We start from the raw sequence: 19,901 nt of genomic DNA, 5'->3' as shown, positions 1-19,901 counted from the left end.
AGCGCAATAGCTTTCATCTCGGTTTTCATTTCTTTTCCATCCACCAACACAGTAGACCTCCGATGCAATAAGCCAGCAGATCTTTCCAATCAAATGTGGCGCCCAAAATTACAGCCAGAGGCGATGAAGATTCGATACCAAGCCAAGCTGCGACCTGAAGCAATTGCCCCAACTCGACAGCAAACGCAATCAACACCACCAATGAAACCAGCCAGTTAACGGGCATAGAGAACATACTTGCAAGAAAGTAGTAGAGCCAAACCACAACGAGAACATCACCAACTGTCGGACGAATAAAGCTGTCTCGAACATAGAGCGCAATAATGACCAATGCGATAAAACACACCAAGCTTTTGAGTCCATTTTTTGCAGATAATCGCAGGTAGATAGCGGACGTCTCTTCCACCATATCGCTTGGCTGACCAGTGAGAGTTGCTCGCTTAAACGTCTTCATGATTCGCCTTTGCACTTTCTTCTGCTTTCTTGTTTCGTGCGTACCAGTCGATGTTGCGTGTAATGACCATAGTGAAGCTCAAAATCGCGAAACAAAGTAATGTCCCCATCACCAATGCGTAGCTTTCTGCTTGTAGCAAGCCAAACAATAACCCGTAGAGAGTAAGTAAACACGCTCCGAATATCGCGCCGTGCTTGGTGTTGCTCAACATACCGCTCACGTACACACTTAAAAGCCCCGTCGATGCGACTGCTGACACCACATACGCCCAGTTAAAGCCCAGATGTTCACTCATCGAAATCAGCAACAGATAGAAAAGTGCTAAAGCCAGACCAATAAAGCCGTATTGCACTGGGTGCACCGGACGCGCTTGGAACAGCTCCAGTAAGAAGAAACTCGCAAATACTAATGTGATAACCAACAGTGAATAGTTAACGGCTCGGTGAGACTTCAAATAGTGATCAACGGGGTCAATCAAATCTACGCCCATTTGTCGCTGTTCAAGCTCGTGACAAGGGTGATTCGATGACAAACAGCTTTGGAACAGCTGCGCGATATTGGTTGAGAAGTTGTTGCTCGCCCATTGCGCGTTAAATCCATCTTCAGATACTTCTGATGACACCGGTAAGTAATCACCAATAAAGCTTGGATGTGCCCAAGTTGAAGAGAGCTCAACTGTTGTTTGACTACCAATTGGTGTGACTTGAAGCTGACCCATCCCTTGCAGCAAGAAGTTAAGATCGAACGCCAAAGGTTGCTCTGCGTTTAGGTCTGCGAGTGTCAGAGCACTGTGGAAGCCTTGTGGCAACTGATTTAACCCCGTTCCCGGTGCGACTTCGATGTCAGCACTCGCCATGGTCATGTCATCCAAACGAATCAATCCGCGGCTGTCTTCAATGCCAACGACTAGGCTCATGTTTTCAATATCAAGCCCCTGCAAGGCCGCGAGATCGTCTGCATCGAAAGTGCCTTTCAGCGCCACTTGTGCTTTGTATAAACGCGCGGGGTAAATGCCTCGGTACTTTTCAAAACTGTCCAGATTTGCGCTCATATCAAAAGTGCTAGGTAGGAGGAATTTACGACGCTCTTTAATCTGTACTTTGTCATCTCGGTAACTGGTTTCGGTGTAGTTAACCATGATGAATGGACCAATGATGCGCTGTTCGCCACTGCTGCTGCGTGCGATGTCATTTCTGACTTCATCTTGGCGATATGAGCGTTCTGAGATCAGCCCAGTGACCATTGAAAGCGGGATTTGCAGTAAGACAAACAAAAACAGCACGAAGGCGAACTTCGTGCCGAGTTGGTTGTTGAGGATCTTTTTCATGTTTCATTCTCCATTTGCTGATGGAAGTAATCTAAATCAGCAATTTGGAGAACGAATGGAGCTAATGTGGAGTTTCTATGGAGTTGGTAAAATCAGGGTCACTTTCACGCCAGAATCGACGTTTTCGACTTGCAACTTACCCTTGTGCAGTTTGATCACTTGCTCAACAAAATTCAGCCCGAGCCCAGTGCTCTTAACACCATTTTTCCGAGCGAGGGAGTAGAAGCGCTCGGTTAAACGAGGCATTGCATAGTCGGGAATGTGAGGACCTGAATTGAAAATCGACAAGCACACTTTCTCTTTCGTAACCTCCGATTTCCATTCAATGCGTCCCTCTGAATCAGCAAAATCCAGCGCATTGTCCATCAAGTTAAAAACAGCTTGTTTCAGTAAGAAGGCATCACCAAGCACGCCGAGATGGTCATCAATTTGGACGTTGGCAATCACCGACTTAGCACTCAAGCGCGCATCCGCCGATTCAACCACTTCATTGACCATTTGTTTTAGCGAGACAGCTTCGACTTGTTCTAACTCGGGGCGCTTTTCAAGACGAGCAAGTTCTAACAACTTATCAATCAATGATTGCATGCGATCGCTTTCTCGCTCAATGTTACCAGCAAAGCGCGCGACCTTTTCTTCAGGCAACGGCATTTGCAATATTTCACTCGCGCCTTTAATCGCTGATAACGGGCTTTTCAGCTCATGAGTCAGCGTCTGTACGTACTCTTCCACATATTGTTTACCATCGAGCTGATTGCGCATTTTCTCCAATGCGTCGCTTAACGTACCGTACTCATAAAAGATACGAAATGTCGGCTTAGAGACCTTTTCGCCCTCACCCATTTTGGTCGCGTAGTCTTCCAGCTTGTTCAATGCCGAGTGAATTCGCCAAGCAAACAATGCCCCTGCCAATAGCACTAAACCACTCATCCACACCATCCAAAACAGTACATTGCGTTTAGAAAGATCGATGAAAGGTTGTACTGAGCGATTGGATTTTGCCACCGTCACGCTGCCAATGATCTCGCCTTTGTGGTAAATGGGCGCAGCAACGTGCATAACGGTTGAGAGCGGATCTTTCGGGTCTTCGATGGTACTGCGCGCGCCGTATTGACCACGCAACGTGAGATACACATCGTTCCATTGCGAATAGTCTTTGCCAACGTCTTGCTGCCAAGAATCCGCAATCACAATGCCTTGTTTGTCGGTGATGTAAATTCGATGGTTAATCGCTTTTTTGCCAATTTCCCAAATGCGTGCTTGAGGCTCTCGCTGACCATAAGCCGCTAGTAGTTTGGAGAAGCGACTCTCAGATAACTTACCGTTCGCAACATCTTCTTCTGCCAATACCGCGAGCAAGTTCGCCATATCCACCAGCGTTTCTTCGGTGGTTTGGCGCACGGTTGGCTTAAGTTCTTGGACGACAGTTTTGCTCACCATGTAAGCCGTCATTCCGACTAAGATGAAGTAGAGAAAAAACAGTCTGAGTCCAAGAGGGATCTTCGGCCAGCGATTCATCATTCACCTTTAATGCAGTAAAAGTAACCAAAGCCACGCTTGGTACAGATACGTTCAGACATCCCAAACGGCCTCAACTTATGGCGAATGGCTTTGATATGGGTATCGATATTACGCTCATATGCGGCCTCTGGCGCCATGTCAGCAGCGACCATGAGCTGCTCTCGGCTCAATACATTGGAAGAGACAGAAATCAGTTTATCGAGGATCTTGAACTCCACCGCGGTCAGCCCAAGCATTTGCCCGCCAACACCGTAGTCGAAGTTCTGCGCAACTAAATCATGGTTCAAATGAGGTTGTTCTGGAACAGCCACAGGCTCTGGTTTGTGCTCCATCATTGGCGCTTTAGCTTTGATTCTAAGTTTAATGCGAGCCAACATTTCACGCGGACTAAATGGCTTAGTCACGTAATCATCCGCGCCAATCTCCAAGCCCACGACGCGGTCAATTTCATCGCTTCTTGCGGTGAGAAAGATAATGGGAATATCAGAAAACTCACGGATGGTTTTGCACAATTCAAAACCATTACCATCCGGTAAGCCTACGTCTAAGACAAGTAACGCTGCGGAGTTGTGCTGCAAAAAGGCCAAGCCCTCTCCTGCCGTTGCAAACCACTCTGCGTGGTAGCCATCCATCTCTAATACATGAATCAGGTTCTCTGCGATAGCAGATTCATCCTCGATAATAAGGACGGTGGGTTGTTCGCTCAATGTCTTAGCCTCATTGACGGTGTTTATCTTTATGTTGGTATTATCACTTAATTTGGGGCCAAGGCTAGTGGATTGATGCAGCAAAGGCGCAGTTCGTGGATAATACTAATCAAACACACTTCTATTCAGCATAATAAATTTATCACTTAGATTAATGAGTCACCACAATTGTGGATACAATGATTTCAACCATTGATATGAACAGTGTTCATTTTAAACTCAAGTTATCAATTCGATTTTATTTAAAGGACAGTCACTGATGAAAAGAGCGCTAATCCCCCTGGCTTTACTGACTTTGCTCTCAGGTTGCGCTAGCATGTCTCCGGATGAGTGCAAAACGGCAAACTGGTACAACGTAGGTTATCAAGATGGCCGAGACGGCAACGATCCAAGCATTATCAATAGCTATACCGAAGACTGTGGTGAAGCGGGTGTGATACCCGACCGAGCGAAATGGAAAGAAGGCTTTGATAAAGGCACTATCCAATATTGCTCACCAGACAATGGGTACACTGTCGGTATCGAAGGCAAAGAATATTACGGTGTATGCAGCAGCAAAGAGTTTATTGAGAACTACCAGTTAGGTCATCAAGAATATCAACGCCAGCAACGCATCCAACAAATCGATACTGAAATCTCGGTCATCGATAATCAGCTTGATGGCAATCCAGACAAAGATAATGCCAAGAGACTGAAAGAGAAGAGAAAGCGATTGGCTGACGAGCGTTCAAGCCTCTTGTCGCCAACCATCAACTTGAATCTGAATTTCTAAATCGATTGGATTTAGCTTCTAAAAATTCATGGCCCTAGCTCAGTTCTAGGGTCATGAATTGACTGTTCGGATCGAGTTCGTAATCCCCGAACGGCTCGCAGTACACAAAGCCATGCTTTTCATACAACAGGCGCGCTGGTTTAAAAAACTCCATCGAGCCCGTTTCTAAACTCAAGCGCTGCAAACCTTTTTGCTTCGCTTGCTCAATCACATGAATCAATAATTGAGATGCCACACCTTGGTTTCTTGCCGTAGGCGTGGTACGCATGGATTTCAGCTCCGCGTGTTGGTCATCCAACTCTTTAATCGCCGCACACCCAAGCAGTTGCTCACCTTTCCATCCGGTCCAAAATGTCACTTCTGGCGCTTTGAGCTTATCTAAATCTAACGCATGCACGCTTTCTGGTGGTGACGTGGCGTACATGTCCTGTAAATGTCCTTCCAACAGCGCAATCACTTGCGGCCGTTCTAAATTGTCGATTTCAATTCTCATATATCCATCCTTGGTTTTTCATAGCTAAAGCGGCTGTCTCATAATGTGCTGCGGTCCAACTGGGCCGCCGTGGTAAAGCTCATTGGTATCTTCAAACCCTGATTTTAAATAGCACTGATAAGCAGGTATGTTGCGGCAATTCACAGTGAGATAAAGCGCATCAAATTCGGGATAATGGCGTTTGGCGAAATTGGCAAACTGTTGAATTGCTCGCTTGGCGATGCCTTTGCCTTGATGACGGTGATCCACCAGCAAAGCACGCACGCCTAAACTGTTTTTCGGGCAAAAATCGTATTTCTCGCTGTAAGCTGCATCAAATAGAAAAAAGCCAACCACGTCATCGTCCGCCAGAATCAGATGCGGAAGCTCTGTGGGTTCAAGACGTGTAAGCATTTCACCCACATCCGCGACCGTAAACTGCGATTGCTCTTCTAGCACGCTAAGTTCGCAAGTGTGTTCATGTCGCTCAGGCGAATACTTTTCAATAGTAATCATAATCTTCCTTGTTGTTTTTATGCTCAATTCATACAGGGTATGTCGTAAATAGAAATACCTAGTGTCGTATTTCCCACTCGCAGGCAAACGTTTAGCACTCTATTATCCTCGCCATTCGATAGAGAGGTTTCCATGTCCCGTTTTTTACTTTGTAGTTTTGCACTCGTTTTACTCTACCCTACTGCCATTGATTTGTACCTTGTTGGTTTGCCTCAAATTGCGTCAGATCTCAACGCCAGTGAATCTCAGTTGCATATTGCGTTTTCGATCTATTTAGCTGGCATGGCTACCACCATGTTATTCGCGGGGAAAATTGCAGACTCTGTGGGACGAAAACCTATTGCCGTCGTCGGCGCGATGATCTTCGTGCTCGCGTCTTTTCTCGGCGGGATGGCTGAGCAACCAAACACTTTCTTGATTGCTCGCTTTTGCCAAGGCATCGGGGCTGGATCTTGCTATGTCGTCGCATTCGCGATTTTACGCGACACGTTAAACGATGAACGCCGCGCGAAAGTATTGTCGATGCTCAATGGCATCACCTGTATCATTCCAGTGATCGCACCCGTGATTGGTCACTTGATTATGCTGAAATTTCCTTGGCCGAGTTTGTTTACCACGATGGCAGGAATGGGCATTCTCGTCAGTGTATTGGCCATTTTTGTTCTCAAGGAATCACTACCCAGCCAACAATGTGAAGAACAGACAACGCCAGAGAGCCATCAAGAGACTTTCTTCGAGCGATTTTTTATCAGTAGGCTGATCATTACTGCACTTGGAGTGACCACCATCCTGACCTTTGTTAACGCTTCACCAATTGTTGTGATGAGTATGCTTGGTTTTGATCGCGGTGGCTATTCTTCCATCATGGCGGGGACTGCGACGATCAGTATGTTGATTTCGTTCTCGGCGCCATTGGCATTGGGGATTTTCAAGCAGCGAACCTTAATGATGAGCTCTCAAGGATTGCTCGTTTGTTCAGCCATCGTGCTCAGTGCAGCCCATTTCCATGATGGACAACCTTTTTACTATGTTTTCGGACTTGGGCTGATTTGCGCAGGCTTCGCTTGTGGCTTTGGCGTGGCCATGAGCCAAGCGCTCAGCCCATTCTCTCAACAAGCTGGCGTGGCAAGCTCGTTACTGGGCATTGCTCAAGTTTGTAGTTCCGCGTTCTATATTTGGTTTATGGGTTTCATCGGCGTTACTGCACTGAATATGTTGGTGTTTATCTTAGTGCTAGGTAGCGTAATCAGCCTTGCTCTAATACTATTGATTCCAAAGCCTGTTCACGATACCCATTATGAAGAAATCCCTAGCGCGACTTGATTTAAACTTACTGTTCACTCTGCAATTATTGTTGCAAGAGCAAAGCGTCTCGAAAGCCTCGAAAAAGCTGAACGTTACGCCCTCTACCGTAAGTAAGTCGCTCAACAAACTTCGTCATTGGTTCGATGATCCTTTGTTTGTCAAAACACCTAAAGGTCTTGCGCCAACGCCCTTGGCGCAAAGCATGGAGCAAGATCTTGCAGAATGGCTGCAAATTGGCTGCCAGATTGCAGAAAAACGCAGCGATATTACGCCTAAAGGAGTGCGTTTTGATATCACGATTGAGTCGCCATTAGTGCTCACAATGCTGGACAGACTCATCGTCGCTATCCACCAGCGATACCCTGAAGCGAAAGTAAAAACCAGTAACTGGGATTACGACTCACTCGACGCCATCATTCGAGGCGAGGCGGATATCGGTTTTACCGGCCGAGAAAGCCACCCTAGATCGAAAGAGTCGTTGGATCTTCTGCCTTATTTCTTGGATTTTGAGATTCTATTTTATGACCTGCCGATGGTGTATTTACATAAAGATCATCCGGCATTACAGCAAGAGTGGAATCTCGAGACCTTTCTGAGCTACCAACACATCAATATTGTTTGGGAAAAAAGTGAAACTTGGGCGTTGGATGAAGTATTAACGGAACTAGGGCTACAGCGCTCTATCGGGCTGACGATGTCCAACTTTGAGCAATCTCTTTTTATGGCAGCGCAGCCGACGCATGACATGATCACCACCGCGCCGCACTATTGCAAAAGTTACACAGAAAAGCTGCATCTCGATTTGGTGTGCTTGCCAATTCCATTAGACCAAGCTCAACAAGACAAGTTACTGATTCCATTTACCATGATTTGGCATAAACGCAATGCGTACAATCCCAAATTGCTATGGTTGAAAAACACCATTAAGTCATTGTACAAACAACCTTCCCAACCACAGTAAGACTCAGGCTAAGGTCAGGTTTTCTCTGGTTATTTTTAATGACTTTCTTGCTCTGATAGCTATAACTAATCACTTTATCAACTAATAAAAATGTTCTTTTGGATCTACACTAGCTGTTCATTTACACGCTAAGGATCAAGGATGTCGACCTTTTTACTCACTGCCATTGCAATGCTGGCGTTCGCTGCCAATTCATTATTGTGTCGAATTGCCTTGGCAGAAGGGTTAATTGATGCAGGAAGCTTCACGCTCGTTCGATTGATATCTGGCGCGATTACCTTAATCGCAATGCTTGTCGTGAGAGGCCAGTGGAAAACCGATCGGCCAACTTCTCGCTTTCGCTTTTTTGCTGGCGTGGCGTTATTTGGTTACGCTGCCCTTTTCTCTTTCGCGTACTTACAACTGGCGACAGGAACCGGTGCTTTGCTTTTGTTTGGTGCCGTGCAACTGACGTTACTGGCAATCTATTGGTGGCAAGGTGAGCGCTTTCAGTTTCTCGAAATCATCGGTATCGGCCTTTCGATTGTTGGCTTTGTTTGGTTAATGTTGCCATCTGCCACTCGCCCCGATATCAGTTCTGCACTTCTCATGTTGATTTCTGGCGTTTGCTGGGCTGCGTTTACTGCGCTCGGCAAACAAGCGCCTTCTCCAAGTAGTGGCATCACGTGGGGATTCATCGCTGCATCTATAATTGGCATACTCCTATCACCATTGATGCTGTCCTCAATCCACCTTTCTTTGAGCGGAGTGTTGCTCGCTATCGCATCTGGTGCCATTGCCTCTGGCCTTGGTTATACGCTTTGGTACCAAGTCGTACTTAAGCTCTCTTTGCTTCAAGCCGCCGCCAGCCAACTTTCCGTGCCAGCCATTGCTTTGCTACTCGGCAGCATCGTACTCCACGAGCCTCTTTCACTGCATATTCTTTTAACCAGCGGCATCATTCTTGGTGGGATCGCTTTGGTTTTTTTATCTCGATCCAAAAAAACAAACGAACAATCGGCAAGCCGATAAAAAGTAATAACTTTCCCTCTCAAGTACCCATTCATCATCTATGCTTTTTAAAGCATTAAAGCTCATTGCAGATGGTACAAGTGGTCTGCTTTGGTACCAGGCGAAGAATATAAGGTGAGAATTGGCTCACACAATGCAGCGATTTTGTTTCAAAAGTGAGAATCATCACAGATCGCGAATTTGCTCGTTTTAGGCGTTTCACCAATAACGCCAAGGGCTAGCACGAGATCAAGCCAAATACGCACTTTTTGTTTTGACAAAGGGTTTACAAAGCACACTTTTTCACCCGCTATATTCCGCCCCCCGAATTTATTCAGAACAAGATTCTGATTATTCATATAAGAAATTCATCAACTTATAACGATAAGCCTGAGCAAACTTTGACACTATGAACGACAAAATAAAATTCGCTATTAAAGTATCGCTTAGCCTAACTCTGGCTTATCTGATCCCGTTTGCCATGGGTTGGCCGCAAGCATCGACGGCCGCAACCACAGTGATGCTGATTGCATCCACAGGCAGTCGTCGTGAATCCCTCGCCAAAGGTACCTTACGCGTGTTAGGTACATTGGTTGGTGCCGTGGTTGGCTTGTTACTGGTGGGGTTGTTTGCTCAAGATCGCTTGCTGTACATGCTGAGCGTGTCGGTTGTGGTCTCTTTCATTTTTTACTTCCGTAATGCCTATCAAAAAGATCCAACGCTACTCATGCTGACCGGCGTGATGACGTTGATGATGTCCAATGGCGGTGACGCAGAAGGTGCGTTTCTTTATGGCGTTGACCGCGCCTATATGACGGTGTTTGGGGTGGTGGTTTACACACTCGTGGGGACTTTCTTATTCCCGACCAAAACAGAACAAAACCTAAGACAGCTCATCGAACAACTCAACCAAGCACAACGCGCGTTGTTCACCGCTATCTTGCAAAATTTCGAGCAAAAATCGGCAGGGCAAATCTCTCCTCAAGAAGGCGGAGAAGAAAATCCAGAAGCTGAAGAGCCACAACCTAGCGTGGACACTCTCATCGAACAGATGTTTGCCGCCCAAAATGCGCTCGAACAGCGTTTTGCCACAGTCAGTGTGGAATGCAGCGACGTGTCGGCCTACATGAAAGAGTGGCGCTTGGCGGTTCATTTGAACAAGCAAGTAACGCAACAATTGACCATTGCGGCGCACAGCCACTTTAGCCACCAACAAGACCGTGAAAGCATCAGCAACTTTGATCAAGCCGTGGCGGAAATTGACGCGCTATTTGATACCTGCCAACAAGTCTGGGACGAAAAAGAACCCGCTTATCGTGCTCAGGAATTCAAAGTCAAATACAACCAAGCGTTGCTAGAAAACGCAGCGCACCTAGAGAAAGGCTCTGCGCTTACGCTTGGTCACCTATTGGAACTGATGCATCAAAACTTGTCGCGTTTAGCGGAGAGCATTAGCTGTATTGACTCTGTGACGAACAATGTCTCCTTTGACGTGCCACTGCCGAAACCGAAAGGCAAGTTTCTATGGTGGGACGCAGAAAACTTTAAAACTGCGGTCAAAACCTTTGTTACCTATTGGATTGCAGGACTGATTTGGATTTATTTCAATCCACCAGGCGGCTACTCGTTCGTGGTCTTCTCGACCATGTTTATGTCTTTGCTGTCGTTCGTGCCTGTGCACCCGATATTGTTACTTGTGCTGTTCACTTTCGGCTTCTTGTTCGCGGTGCCTTCTTACGTCTTCATTCTTCCGCAATTGGATCTCGGGTTAGAACTTGGCCTGTTCATCTTTATCTACACCTTTATCGGCTTTTATCTGTTTAACGGGCCAGTGACGATTTTCTATATGATTGGCTTGTTTGTTCTTGGTTTAGACAACAACATGTTTTATCACTTCGGGATCCTCATGACGATCATGCTGTTGTTCTACATGGTGGTGTTCATGATTATTTTCGCGCACTACTTCCCGTTTAGCTCACGACCAGAACACCTCTTTTTGACCATAAAAGAACGCTACTTCCGACATACCCGAGAGCTGTTCACTACCTATCAACAGCAGTCCAGCTCGGTTATTACGCCGCTCAAACGGGCCTTGCACTTGGTGACGCTCAATGTCTCATCGAAAAAGCTCAAAGTCTGGGGTTCGAAAATCAACCACAAACACTTTGATAAAACCACGCCAGAAGCGATTGGCGCGTTTAGCAAAGCGTGTGATGTACTCAGTAATCACATCAACATCTTAATGGCCGCCGAGAAAAAGTTGATGACCAATCCACTAATTACTCAGCTTCGCCAACAGCACCGCGATTCCATCATTCCTTTGATGGCGGGCGCTTTAGCCAGCCATCAAGCAACACAAGAACTCGACTCCGTATTCGACCAATACAGTCAAGATTACCAAACATTCGAAGATAAACTGGAAGATTTTTTTAGTGAGTTGGATTTATCTGACTACGCTTATTCAGAGATAGCCGGTTTTTATATCTTGCTGAATTTAAAACGGAACGTGTTCGAAGCAATCAAGCATTGCAAGCAAACCTACGAGGATATCGATTGGGTGAACTTACAACAGAAGCGTTTTTAAAGGTGGGGATATGATGCTTCCAAAACTAACCAAACCAAGCCTCGCCATACTTTCTTTGCTCGGACTCAGTGCGTGTACCACGGTAGGACCAGATTATGTTCATCCAAAGCAGGCGCCACTGCCAAGTGACTGGTCGGTGCAAAAAGCAGCCAAAGATACGCAGCAATCAGAGCAACAGCTACAACAATGGTGGCAGCAATTTAATGACTCGACTCTTAATCAGCTGGTTGAGTTGGCGAGCAAACAAAACCTCGATTTAGAAGCCGCAGGGCTACGAATTGTCCAAGCACGTTCATTGCTTGGTATTTCGACGGGCTTGCAATACCCACAAGTTCAAACCGTGTCAGGAAACCTAGCGCGTGCCTACGTAAATGATCAGGGCGTGAATAACGCCACTTTGTCGTTTGATGCTGCTTGGGAAATGGATGTTTGGGGCAAGTATGCTCGCGGTATTGAGTCGGCAGAAGCGGGTTACTACGCATCCATCGCATCGTATCACGACATCATGGTCACCATAACCGCCGAAGTGGCGCGCAATTACATCAACTATCGCACATTCCAAGAACGTATTTTGCTGTCTCGCCGCAACATAGAGATTCAAGAGCGTGTCGTACGTATTACTCAGGTGCAGTTCGACTCTGGCAACGTTACAGAATTGGACGTTCAACAAGCTAAAAACCAACTCTACACCACCAAAGCAGCGTTACCGAGCCTCGAAGTGGCAATGAAGCAATCACGTACTGTGTTGGCTTTGCTACTGGGTCTGTTACCAGAAGAAGTAGATCGACTGCTACAGTCAGATGGGATGCACAAGCAAATCGCTGAGTACGAAGCCCAGTTCAAATCGACGGGCAGAAAATCGGCGCTATCGGGCACCGACGAGCGTTCCATTGTGCCACGTCCACCGCTTTTGGATACGCAAGTGGATGCTAACTTAGTGATGCGACGTCCGGATTTGCAAGTCTCTGAGATGCAAGCTCGCGCGCAAAGTGCGCAGATTGGCGTGGCAGAAACCGCTCTGTACCCAAGCTTTTCGTTGTTCGGTTCCATCGGTATCGACAGTACGGTTCCCGATGGCAGCAGTTTCAGTTTTAGCGATTCGCTCACCATGGTGGTTGGCCCAACGTTCAGTTGGAACATTTTCCAATACGGACGCGTGAAAAATAACATTCGTTTCGAAGATGCTCGCTTCCAAGAAACGCTGACGAACTACAACAAAAAGGTACTGCAAGCCGTTAATGAAGTCACCAATGCAATCGAAGCGTATGACCTGTATTTGCAACAAAAAGATTTACGCTTGCAATCGGTCAACTCTTCCATTCGTGCGTTCAACATATCCATGACACAGTACGAAAACGGACAAATTTCATTCGAACGTCTGCTTAACTCGGTAGAAAAAATGACCCGCGCAGAAGACAGCTACGCAACGATCAAAGGGAACGTGGCGAACCAAGTTGTTGCACTCTATAAAGCCCTCGGTGGAGGCTGGCAAACCCAAACAGGCAAACCTTTCATCAGTGAATCGATTGCCACGCAGATGACAGAGCGCACTGACTGGGGAAGTTATTTAAATGAAGAAAACCGCGTATTGCCGCCTTTGCGACTCGAAACTCCGGCTGAGACCAGTGATGCAAACAAAACGGAGGATCGGTAATGCCTCATGAACTCTCTTGGGGAGACGTTTACTTTTCTCCTACGCTACTGGTGCTCTTTCTCGCCGTCACGGCCACGTGGATAACGGTGATGATATTGAACAAGACACGTTTGTCTCGCTTCATCGCTTTTCCGTCTCTGACGTTTATTGCCATCATGGTCGGTTATGTGGTGGCCATCGACAGCTTTTATATTCAATTTTAGGTGCCAAACAAGATGAAAAAACTATTCGTAATCGCACTCAATCTTGTCATTCTTGGTGGCGCAGCTTGGCTCGGCTATCAAAAGTTTGAGGAATACTTTAATAACCCATGGACACGAGATGGGCAAGTGCGTGCTAACGTCATCAAAGTGGCTCCTCGCGTATCAGGCCCAATTGTAAATGTCGCAGTGCAAGACAACCAAAAAGTAAAAACGGGGGATTTACTGTTTGAAATCGACCCTGCGACTTACCAGGTTGCGTTATCTCAAGCCGAAGTAGCACTGGAGCGCTCCATTGTTAGCTCTCGCGGTAAAAAAATCGAATATGACCGCTTAAAAGACATTCGTGCCAAAGACCGTGGCGCGGTTTCTCACAAGGATCTGATTCGTCGTGAAATCGCTTACGAAGAGTCGCTACTGCAAATCAAATCTGCAGAAGAGCAACTAAAATCAGCACGCCTTAATCTCAGCTTTACCAAAGTTTATGCGACCGTCGATGGTTTTGTATCTAACCTCGATATTAGAAACGGTACGCAAGCGGTCGCAAACCAACCACTGCTCGCACTGATCGACAAAAACAGCTTTTGGGTATTTGGTTTCTTCCGTGAAAACCAACTTGCGCAAATCGAACCTGGCAGCCAAGCGCGTGTCACTTTGATGTCTCACCCAGACACGCCAATTGACGCGACGGTTGACTCGATTGGTTGGGGTATTGCGCCCAAAGACGGCACGGTCGGCTACAACCTTCTTCCAAACGTAAACCCTGTTTTTCAGTGGATTCGCTTAGCACAACGTATTCCGGTGCGAATCTCCCTACAAGAACTTCCTGAAGATGTTGATCTTCGATTCGGGCTTTCTGCGTCCATCATGGTGATGAAAGAGTCATCCGCAGAAAGTAAACAATAACTAAGTGAGAAGAGCCATGGTCATTGGTAAAAACCTCAAAAACATTAATGAAGAAAACAACTTCTTCTATCTAACCTTAGCGCTAGTGATTTTGTTGTTAGGAAGTGCGATGGCACAAGTCGTAGGTGAAGGGACGATTGAACACATACTTCAGGCTTTCACGGTTCTGACGTTTATCGTCTGTTTTGCGAGCCTTCGCTTTGACAAAACCTGGTCTCGTTTCCTCTACAGCCTGTTTGGTGTTTGGGTTCTTGTGATTGTGATCAAGACCGTTTTCGACATCAGAGAGATGAATGTGGTGATGCTTGCCCTTACCTTTGCGTTCTTTTTCGGCACTTTTAAATCCATCGCAAGACAGATTCTTTTCACCGGCCATGTCAACAGCAACAAAGTCATTGGCTCGGTCGCGCTTTTCTTGCTGCTTGGTCTGATGTGGGCGATTGCCTACCTCATTCTGCTTGAGTTTTCGCCTGAAGCCTTTACCGGTATGGAAGCGATTTCTTGGGGGCAGAACTTCTCCAATGCAGCGTATTTCAGTTTCGTTACCTTAACCACGCTCGGTTATGGCGACATTAGTCCTCTAACACCACTGGCTCAAGTCGTGGTGTATTTAGAGGCCATCACAGGTGTTTTTTATATGGCGATTGTTGTTTCAAGTCTCGTCAGTTCTAACATTGATCATCAGGTAAACAAAAATGGATAAACAATCGGTAAAAATCGACAGTAAGCTTTTCATCAGTAATATGGTGGAATCGGCAATACGCATTGGCTTGATCTTTGTCTTGCTGATGTTTACGTACGACATCATCAAACCCTTCATCCTTCCGGTTATTTGGGGCGCTATTATAGCCGTCGCTTTAATGCCGCTTACCCAAAAATTGCAGCGTGTATATGGTGGTCGCAGAGGTCTGGCAGCCACAACCATTGCTTTACTTGGTATTGCCCTCCTTGTCACGCCACTTGTTATGGTATCAGGCTCCATTGTGGATGGTGCAACGCACGCGCTTGAAGTACTACAAAATGGACAAGTGAAAATACCAGGGCCAAAACCTTCCGTAGCGGATTGGCCTATCGTGGGTGATAAGCTCTACGAAGTGTGGACCCTATTCGCTACTAATCTTGAGCAAGCGATTCAAACCTTTATGCCACAAATAAAGGCAGGACTCACATCTTTACTGGGTACACTTGGGGGCGTATTGGGAAGTTTACTGCTTTCAATCTTGTCACTTGCGATTGCAGCAGGTTTCATGACGTACTCTGAATCTGCAGCATCAGGCCTAAGAACCATCGCGATTCGAACCGCTGGTGAAAACGCAAAAAGCTGGACCACGCTTATCGCTGCGACAATTAAAAGCGTACTGCTTGGCGTAGTCGGTGTAGCGGCGATTCAAGCACTGTTGATCGGTGCTGGTTTCTTCGTATTTGGCGTTCCCGCAGCAGGTTTACTCACACTGCTTCTAATGATCTTGTGTATCGCTCAGCTCCCGGCGTTGCTCGCTGTGCTACCTGTGATTGGCTTCATGTACATGACCCAAGACACCTCAACAGCAACCATGTTTACTGTTTGGGTCGTAGTTGCTGCTCTTTCTGAAAACCTGTTCAAACCAATGTTAATGGGACGTGGCGTCGACGTGCCAATGCCTGTGATTCTGCTCGGTGCCATCGGTGGTATGCTTTTCTACGGCATCGTTGGTCTGTTCTTAGGTGCCGTTATCCTAGCAATTTGGTATGAGTTATTTGTTTGGTGGTTGAGCATTGAGAAAGCACAACAGCAAGAAGAAATGGCAGAACAACAAGACGCTTCTGATGACCAATCAGAACCTGGACACGGTGCTGGCATTTAATAAATCAATAAGTTAGAAAGAAATTTAATCCATAACTTATGATATCAAACCGCTGCATTTCAGCGGTTTGATTCTATTTGGATCACAGTTTCGTCGTAATAAATGCGATAAAAATGACGTTCTTGTTAAATTTTCATACTTATTACACTTGGGAGTTGCAATCGGGCAATGAACGATGCACTCTCGATGACCACCAATTTGCTTAGGATAAAAACAATGAAATTGATCAAGCCTTTAACTTGTGCGCTTGCTCTCGCAATGAGTGGCATGGCATTCGCAGATGTAACCGTGAGTGTTCCTGACAACGTTTCAGTATTAGCGGCTAACGGTGAAAAAGCAGATCTTTCGGGTGGTTTTTTCGCCTCTGAAAGAACACTGACGTTACCTGATGGCCTTAACCAAGTCGTATTTCGTTTCGCCCCTTACTTCAACCAAGGTAATGACCGTTTAAGTGTTGAAAGCGATGTTATCGTTACACGATTTGACGCGACCAATGCCGAACTCACTCTACAAATGCCAGAATACCGCAACCTACGTGATGCGGAAGAGAAGATCAAAGACTTAGATTGGAAACTGGTTGATGATTCTGGCAACGCAATCGCGGTTGACCAAGACAAGTTGCTCAAACCGGGTATGCAAATCGGTCGTGATTACGTACGTGAAATCGAAGATTATAACCAAGCTGGCGGTGCAGCAGCCGTGGCTTTTGCTGGCGCAGCAACCATGCAGCCAGTCACGCTTCCTGCAAAGGTTCCTGCGGATATGAAGCAAGTGAGAGCAACTGCGGTTAAAGCGGATTCGACAGCTGAAGAGATGCTGCACTTCTGGTACCAAAAAGCAGACGCAGAAACCAAAGCTCGCTTTAAGAAATATGTTAATCAACAGTAAATCTGGTTAACTTTATCGATATTAAAAAAGCCACTTCACGTGGCTTTTTTGATCAAAAATTAGGAAGCTTGGACAACTTTAGTATTGGCGATCAAGTCATGCAACAATCGTCGCTCCGGATGAAAGAACAACAATGCCAAATTTACCAACGGGATCCCCGGAATGAGCATCTCCAGCAAGTAGCTAATAACAAGCCTTAACCCTGCTGTAACTTTCGTTGCCTTACTATCATTTTTCATTACAACTTTAATACCAATCATGCGCATACCAATGGTTTGCCCATGACTCAATGCATTCCAGTTGATCATTAAAACCGTTGGTAAAGAAAGCAAGTAAAACGCCTGAGTTTCACGAACAAGCGTGAGGTTATCTGCTAAAGAGAGCTGAAAGTCGTTAAGAAAAGAGTTAATACTCAATGCAATTATTAACACGACCACCATCGTAAAGAGCAGGTCGATAAAACCAGCAATGATTCTCTGTTGCTTGCTCGCGATAAAAGCATACATGGACTTCAGTCACCTCAATGTAATTGGTTAAGCGAGAATGACTGAGTGTACAGACGCGCAATGGTGAGCGCAGTTTAGGTATTGCCAACATAATATTCAACTAAGAACATACTAAATCGCGGTCGTATCTCAAAAGTAATCATTACATCTTGAGCATAACCGTATCAATTTAACAAAACGCTACCAGTAACGTTCGTAAATGATATTTCCCCCAGTTTGATGGCGATACTTTTCCAAGCCTAGCTCTTGTAAAACGGGCACGGTATCTTTGATCATTTGTGGATTCCCACACATCATGACAAAGCTACGCTGAGCTGAGAATGGCGCATCAGCGGCGTTGGACAGTAAACCCGATTCGATGAGTTCAGGAATTCGGCCTTGTAATTTACCATCAACCACTTCCCTGCTGACTATCGGTATATACTTTAATCTGCCTTCATATCGTTGCTGAAGCTGTTCAATTAGGTATTTATAAACCAGATCTTTTTCGAAACGAACGGCATGAACCAGCATAATGCGCTCATTGTGAGGCGGTAAGTTTATATCATCCAGCAGCGACAAAAACGGTCCAATCCCCGTACCTGTAGATAGCAGCCACAGGTCATGAGCCTGTTTAGGAATAGAATCATGGATTAAATCGCCATGTGCGGTGGTACCGACATAAATGCTATCACCAGATTTAAGCTTTTGGAGCCGTGGAGAAAGTTGTCCTTGAGGGTCGGCTACTATTAGAAACTCCAACCAATCGAATTGCTCGCTTGGCGCATTAACCACAGAGTAAGCGCGGCTGATCGGCTTACCTTCATCATCAAGCAAAGCAAGCTTGGTGAATTGGCCAGCTTTAAAGGAAAGAGGCGCGCCAGATATTCTCAAACTGAACAGCTCACCTGTCCAATCGATGCGTTTCTCAACTCTTGCGAGGTTGAAACCTTTGAGTTCAATCATGAGACACCTCCTATCTGGTTACTCTTAGTTAAACTTACGCCTTCAACTCGATTATGTAAAGTTTCTGGTTTACATAATCAAACCACTATTTCATTTCACATTTTAAAAACAATTTTATTACATATTAAATGATTACATCTAGAATAAATGCTCAAAGTGATAAGTCGCGTCGCAATTTGTGGCAAAGCAGATGAAAAAGGAGCAATAGAAATGGACACACTGTTAAAGGACTTTCCCGTTATCACAGAGATAAAAGTCGCATGGGGTGAAATGGATGCTCTGCAACACGTTAATAACGTGGTCTATTTTCGCTACTTCGAGACCGCACGTTTAGATTACTTCAACAAAATTAACCTGCTGGTCGACCTGCAGACCTCGCAAATTGGGCCAGTACTGAGCGAGACTCAATGCCGCTACAAATTGCCTGTTACTTACCCAGACACGCTATTAGTCGGTTCTCGCGTAATCGACATGCAAGAAGATCGCATCACGATGGAGTACCAAGTGCTGAGTAAGAAGTGGGGTAAAATTGTGACCATCGCGACCGCCACTGGTGTGATGTTTGATTTTAAGAACAACGTAAAAGCGGCGATTCCAGACCACGTTCGCCAGTCGATTTTAGATTTGGAAGGAACTGTGGGTAGCACGCATCATTTAGAGTAGCAAGAAATGAGAGATTAAAGGCGAGGTTCCCGACAGCGATTCTTCATCGCTGTCGGGAATAACGTATGGCTAATCTTCCAACCTACGCGATAAGAGAACTAGCGTCATTCTAGCGAGCCAAGGCGAGACTAAGAATCTACTTACCGCTGCTGTAGGCCCATAGAGCTATGAATAGACTCAATACAAGCCTGAGGGTAGATTCTGAATCACGCTTTAAACGTAACAGCAGAGCGACTCTTCTAGCCTACGCGATAAGAAAAGCTACGTCATTCTAGCGAGCCATAGCGAGACTAAGAATCTACTTGCCGCTTGCTGCAGACTATAGAGCGGTTAGCAGAATGTCTCGATGTACAGCGCTTCGACTTTGTCTCTTGCCCATTGCGTTTTACGCAAAAACTTCAGAGAAGATTTGATCGACGGATCTTTCTTAAAACAGTTCACTCGAATGCGCTCATACAGGCCATTCCAACCAAAGTGTTCAACTAGTCGGGTGACGATTTTTTCTAAACTCAACCCATGCAGAGGGTTATTCGGCTGTTCGTTGCTCATGTTGTTGATCCAGTAACGATGTAAGTGGCGGGCTAATCTAACTCAAAGTGACCACTTAACCTAATGTTTTCACCTTCAAAGGCGTTTAGCTTGAATTACTTTGCTCATCTCCCCTATAGTAGCTCAAACTTCACAAA

Annotated in this window: 21 protein-coding genes; 12 read left to right on the top strand and 9 right to left on the bottom strand. The window is 45.9% G+C overall.

The window, feature by feature from the left end:
* Positions 1–25 precede the first annotated feature (25 nt).
* From R7093_RS06735 to R7093_RS06720, 4 genes are all read right to left on the bottom strand, one after another.
* The gene (locus R7093_RS06735; protein ID WP_047102384.1) at positions 26–454 is read right to left on the bottom strand and encodes a DUF2809 domain-containing protein; all 429 of its coding nucleotides are present in this window, start codon (positions 452–454) and stop codon (positions 26–28) included.
* Entirely contained in the window at positions 441–1,781 is a 1,341-nt protein-coding gene (gene creD, locus R7093_RS06730) for a cell envelope integrity protein CreD (RefSeq protein ID WP_047102385.1), read from the bottom strand. The genes R7093_RS06735 and creD overlap by 14 nt, the downstream gene beginning before the upstream one ends.
* Before the next feature lie 75 nt (positions 1,782–1,856).
* Complete coding sequence (gene creC / locus R7093_RS06725; protein WP_047102386.1) at positions 1,857–3,299, bottom strand: two-component system sensor histidine kinase CreC; 1,443 nt, start codon at positions 3,297–3,299, stop codon at positions 1,857–1,859.
* Positions 3,299–4,009 (bottom strand): response regulator, encoded by a 711-nt coding sequence (locus R7093_RS06720; protein ID WP_017634422.1) that lies wholly within the window; start codon positions 4,007–4,009, stop codon positions 3,299–3,301. Before R7093_RS06720 ends, creC begins: the two co-directional genes overlap by 1 nt.
* A 259-nt stretch (positions 4,010–4,268) precedes the next feature.
* On the opposite strand from R7093_RS06720, the gene R7093_RS06715 reads away from it, so the two are divergent.
* A complete protein-coding gene (locus R7093_RS06715) occupies positions 4,269–4,781 on the top strand; it encodes a DUF2799 domain-containing protein (protein WP_017634421.1) in 513 nt (170 codons plus the stop codon).
* A gap of 34 nt (positions 4,782–4,815) precedes the next feature.
* Here the strand turns inward: R7093_RS06715 and R7093_RS06710 are convergent, their stop codons facing one another.
* Both R7093_RS06710 and R7093_RS06705 read right to left on the bottom strand, forming a co-directional pair.
* Positions 4,816–5,274, bottom strand: coding sequence for a GNAT family N-acetyltransferase (locus R7093_RS06710; RefSeq protein ID WP_005386911.1), 459 nt, complete (start codon positions 5,272–5,274; stop codon positions 4,816–4,818).
* 24 nt (positions 5,275–5,298) lie between these two features.
* The gene (locus R7093_RS06705; protein WP_017634420.1) at positions 5,299–5,769 is read right to left on the bottom strand and encodes a GNAT family N-acetyltransferase; all 471 of its coding nucleotides are present in this window, start codon (positions 5,767–5,769) and stop codon (positions 5,299–5,301) included.
* A 132-nt stretch (positions 5,770–5,901) separates the two neighbouring features.
* On the opposite strand from R7093_RS06705, the gene R7093_RS06700 reads away from it, so the two are divergent.
* From R7093_RS06700 to R7093_RS06655, 10 genes are all read left to right on the top strand, one after another.
* A complete protein-coding gene (locus tag R7093_RS06700; protein WP_047102387.1) occupies positions 5,902–7,092 on the top strand; it encodes an MFS transporter in 1,191 nt (396 codons plus the stop codon).
* The gene (yidZ, locus tag R7093_RS06695) at positions 7,067–8,035 is read left to right on the top strand and encodes an HTH-type transcriptional regulator YidZ (protein ID WP_047102388.1); all 969 of its coding nucleotides are present in this window, start codon (positions 7,067–7,069) and stop codon (positions 8,033–8,035) included. The genes R7093_RS06700 and yidZ overlap by 26 nt, the downstream gene beginning before the upstream one ends.
* Before the next feature lie 141 nt (positions 8,036–8,176).
* Entirely contained in the window at positions 8,177–9,046 is an 870-nt protein-coding gene (locus R7093_RS06690; RefSeq protein WP_047102389.1) for a DMT family transporter, read from the top strand.
* 388 nt (positions 9,047–9,434) lie between these two features.
* Positions 9,435–11,609, top strand: a complete 2,175-nt coding sequence (locus tag R7093_RS06685) for an FUSC family protein (protein WP_047102390.1) — start codon at positions 9,435–9,437, stop codon at positions 11,607–11,609.
* Between the two features lie 10 nt (positions 11,610–11,619).
* Positions 11,620–13,263 carry a TolC family protein gene (locus tag R7093_RS06680; RefSeq protein WP_258626770.1) on the top strand — a complete coding sequence of 548 codons (1,644 nt, stop codon included), beginning with the start codon at positions 11,620–11,622 and terminating at the stop codon, positions 13,261–13,263.
* Positions 13,263–13,466, top strand: coding sequence for a DUF1656 domain-containing protein (locus R7093_RS06675; protein WP_005374946.1), 204 nt, complete (start codon positions 13,263–13,265; stop codon positions 13,464–13,466). Before R7093_RS06680 ends, R7093_RS06675 begins: the two co-directional genes overlap by 1 nt.
* A gap of 12 nt (positions 13,467–13,478) precedes the next feature.
* Positions 13,479–14,369 (top strand): HlyD family secretion protein, encoded by an 891-nt coding sequence (locus tag R7093_RS06670; RefSeq protein WP_017634414.1) that lies wholly within the window; start codon positions 13,479–13,481, stop codon positions 14,367–14,369.
* Positions 14,370–14,385: 16 nt separating this feature from the next.
* Positions 14,386–15,072, top strand: a complete 687-nt coding sequence (locus tag R7093_RS06665; RefSeq protein ID WP_017634413.1) for a potassium channel family protein — start codon at positions 14,386–14,388, stop codon at positions 15,070–15,072.
* The gene (locus R7093_RS06660; RefSeq protein ID WP_005386936.1) at positions 15,065–16,213 is read left to right on the top strand and encodes an AI-2E family transporter; all 1,149 of its coding nucleotides are present in this window, start codon (positions 15,065–15,067) and stop codon (positions 16,211–16,213) included. The genes R7093_RS06665 and R7093_RS06660 overlap by 8 nt, the downstream gene beginning before the upstream one ends.
* Positions 16,214–16,429: 216 nt before the next feature.
* A complete protein-coding gene (locus R7093_RS06655; protein ID WP_017634411.1) occupies positions 16,430–17,101 on the top strand; it encodes a DUF2057 domain-containing protein in 672 nt (223 codons plus the stop codon).
* A gap of 59 nt (positions 17,102–17,160) precedes the next feature.
* On the opposite strand, the gene R7093_RS06650 is transcribed toward R7093_RS06655, so the two are convergent.
* Both R7093_RS06650 and R7093_RS06645 read right to left on the bottom strand, forming a co-directional pair.
* Complete coding sequence (locus tag R7093_RS06650) at positions 17,161–17,607, bottom strand: RDD family protein (RefSeq protein WP_047102393.1); 447 nt, start codon at positions 17,605–17,607, stop codon at positions 17,161–17,163.
* A gap of 180 nt (positions 17,608–17,787) precedes the next feature.
* Entirely contained in the window at positions 17,788–18,552 is a 765-nt protein-coding gene (locus R7093_RS06645; RefSeq protein WP_318146572.1) for a ferredoxin--NADP reductase, read from the bottom strand.
* A 210-nt stretch (positions 18,553–18,762) separates the two neighbouring features.
* Between R7093_RS06645 and R7093_RS06640 the strand changes: the two genes are divergently transcribed.
* Positions 18,763–19,215, top strand: coding sequence for an acyl-CoA thioesterase (locus tag R7093_RS06640; protein WP_258674724.1), 453 nt, complete (start codon positions 18,763–18,765; stop codon positions 19,213–19,215).
* 330 nt (positions 19,216–19,545) lie between these two features.
* Here the strand turns inward: R7093_RS06640 and R7093_RS06635 are convergent, their stop codons facing one another.
* Positions 19,546–19,764 carry a VF530 family DNA-binding protein gene (locus R7093_RS06635; protein WP_064369600.1) on the bottom strand — a complete coding sequence of 73 codons (219 nt, stop codon included), beginning with the start codon at positions 19,762–19,764 and terminating at the stop codon, positions 19,546–19,548.
* Between the last annotated feature and the right edge of the window lie 137 nt (positions 19,765–19,901).

The organism is Vibrio sp. 1580, from assembly GCF_033340055.1.
Note: the sequence above shows the minus strand (reverse complement) of the source record. Positions and strands in the feature narration are given on the sequence as shown.

What these genes read in the sequence shown, in the direction of transcription:
- R7093_RS06735 (WP_047102384.1), bottom strand. Translation starts at nt 454, where the DNA reads ATGAAGACGTTTAAGCGAGCAACTCTCACTGGTCAGCCAAGCGATATG.
- creD (WP_047102385.1), bottom strand. Translation starts at nt 1,781, where the DNA reads ATGAAAAAGATCCTCAACAACCAACTCGGCACGAAGTTCGCCTTCGTG.
- creC (WP_047102386.1), bottom strand. Translation starts at nt 3,299, where the DNA reads ATGAATCGCTGGCCGAAGATCCCTCTTGGACTCAGACTGTTTTTTCTC.
- R7093_RS06715 (WP_017634421.1), top strand. Translation starts at nt 4,269, where the DNA reads ATGAAAAGAGCGCTAATCCCCCTGGCTTTACTGACTTTGCTCTCAGGT.
- R7093_RS06710 (WP_005386911.1), bottom strand. Translation starts at nt 5,274, where the DNA reads ATGAGAATTGAAATCGACAATTTAGAACGGCCGCAAGTGATTGCGCTG.
- R7093_RS06705 (WP_017634420.1), bottom strand. Translation starts at nt 5,769, where the DNA reads ATGATTACTATTGAAAAGTATTCGCCTGAGCGACATGAACACACTTGC.
- R7093_RS06700 (WP_047102387.1), top strand. Translation starts at nt 5,902, where the DNA reads ATGTCCCGTTTTTTACTTTGTAGTTTTGCACTCGTTTTACTCTACCCT.
- yidZ (WP_047102388.1), top strand. Translation starts at nt 7,067, where the DNA reads ATGAAGAAATCCCTAGCGCGACTTGATTTAAACTTACTGTTCACTCTG.
- R7093_RS06690 (WP_047102389.1), top strand. Translation starts at nt 8,177, where the DNA reads ATGTCGACCTTTTTACTCACTGCCATTGCAATGCTGGCGTTCGCTGCC.
- R7093_RS06685 (WP_047102390.1), top strand. Translation starts at nt 9,435, where the DNA reads ATGAACGACAAAATAAAATTCGCTATTAAAGTATCGCTTAGCCTAACT.
- R7093_RS06680 (WP_258626770.1), top strand. Translation starts at nt 11,620, where the DNA reads ATGATGCTTCCAAAACTAACCAAACCAAGCCTCGCCATACTTTCTTTG.
- R7093_RS06675 (WP_005374946.1), top strand. Translation starts at nt 13,263, where the DNA reads ATGCCTCATGAACTCTCTTGGGGAGACGTTTACTTTTCTCCTACGCTA.
- R7093_RS06670 (WP_017634414.1), top strand. Translation starts at nt 13,479, where the DNA reads ATGAAAAAACTATTCGTAATCGCACTCAATCTTGTCATTCTTGGTGGC.
- R7093_RS06665 (WP_017634413.1), top strand. Translation starts at nt 14,386, where the DNA reads ATGGTCATTGGTAAAAACCTCAAAAACATTAATGAAGAAAACAACTTC.
- R7093_RS06660 (WP_005386936.1), top strand. Translation starts at nt 15,065, where the DNA reads ATGGATAAACAATCGGTAAAAATCGACAGTAAGCTTTTCATCAGTAAT.
- R7093_RS06655 (WP_017634411.1), top strand. Translation starts at nt 16,430, where the DNA reads ATGAAATTGATCAAGCCTTTAACTTGTGCGCTTGCTCTCGCAATGAGT.
- R7093_RS06650 (WP_047102393.1), bottom strand. Translation starts at nt 17,607, where the DNA reads ATGTATGCTTTTATCGCGAGCAAGCAACAGAGAATCATTGCTGGTTTT.
- R7093_RS06645 (WP_318146572.1), bottom strand. Translation starts at nt 18,552, where the DNA reads ATGATTGAACTCAAAGGTTTCAACCTCGCAAGAGTTGAGAAACGCATC.
- R7093_RS06640 (WP_258674724.1), top strand. Translation starts at nt 18,763, where the DNA reads ATGGACACACTGTTAAAGGACTTTCCCGTTATCACAGAGATAAAAGTC.
- R7093_RS06635 (WP_064369600.1), bottom strand. Translation starts at nt 19,764, where the DNA reads ATGAGCAACGAACAGCCGAATAACCCTCTGCATGGGTTGAGTTTAGAA.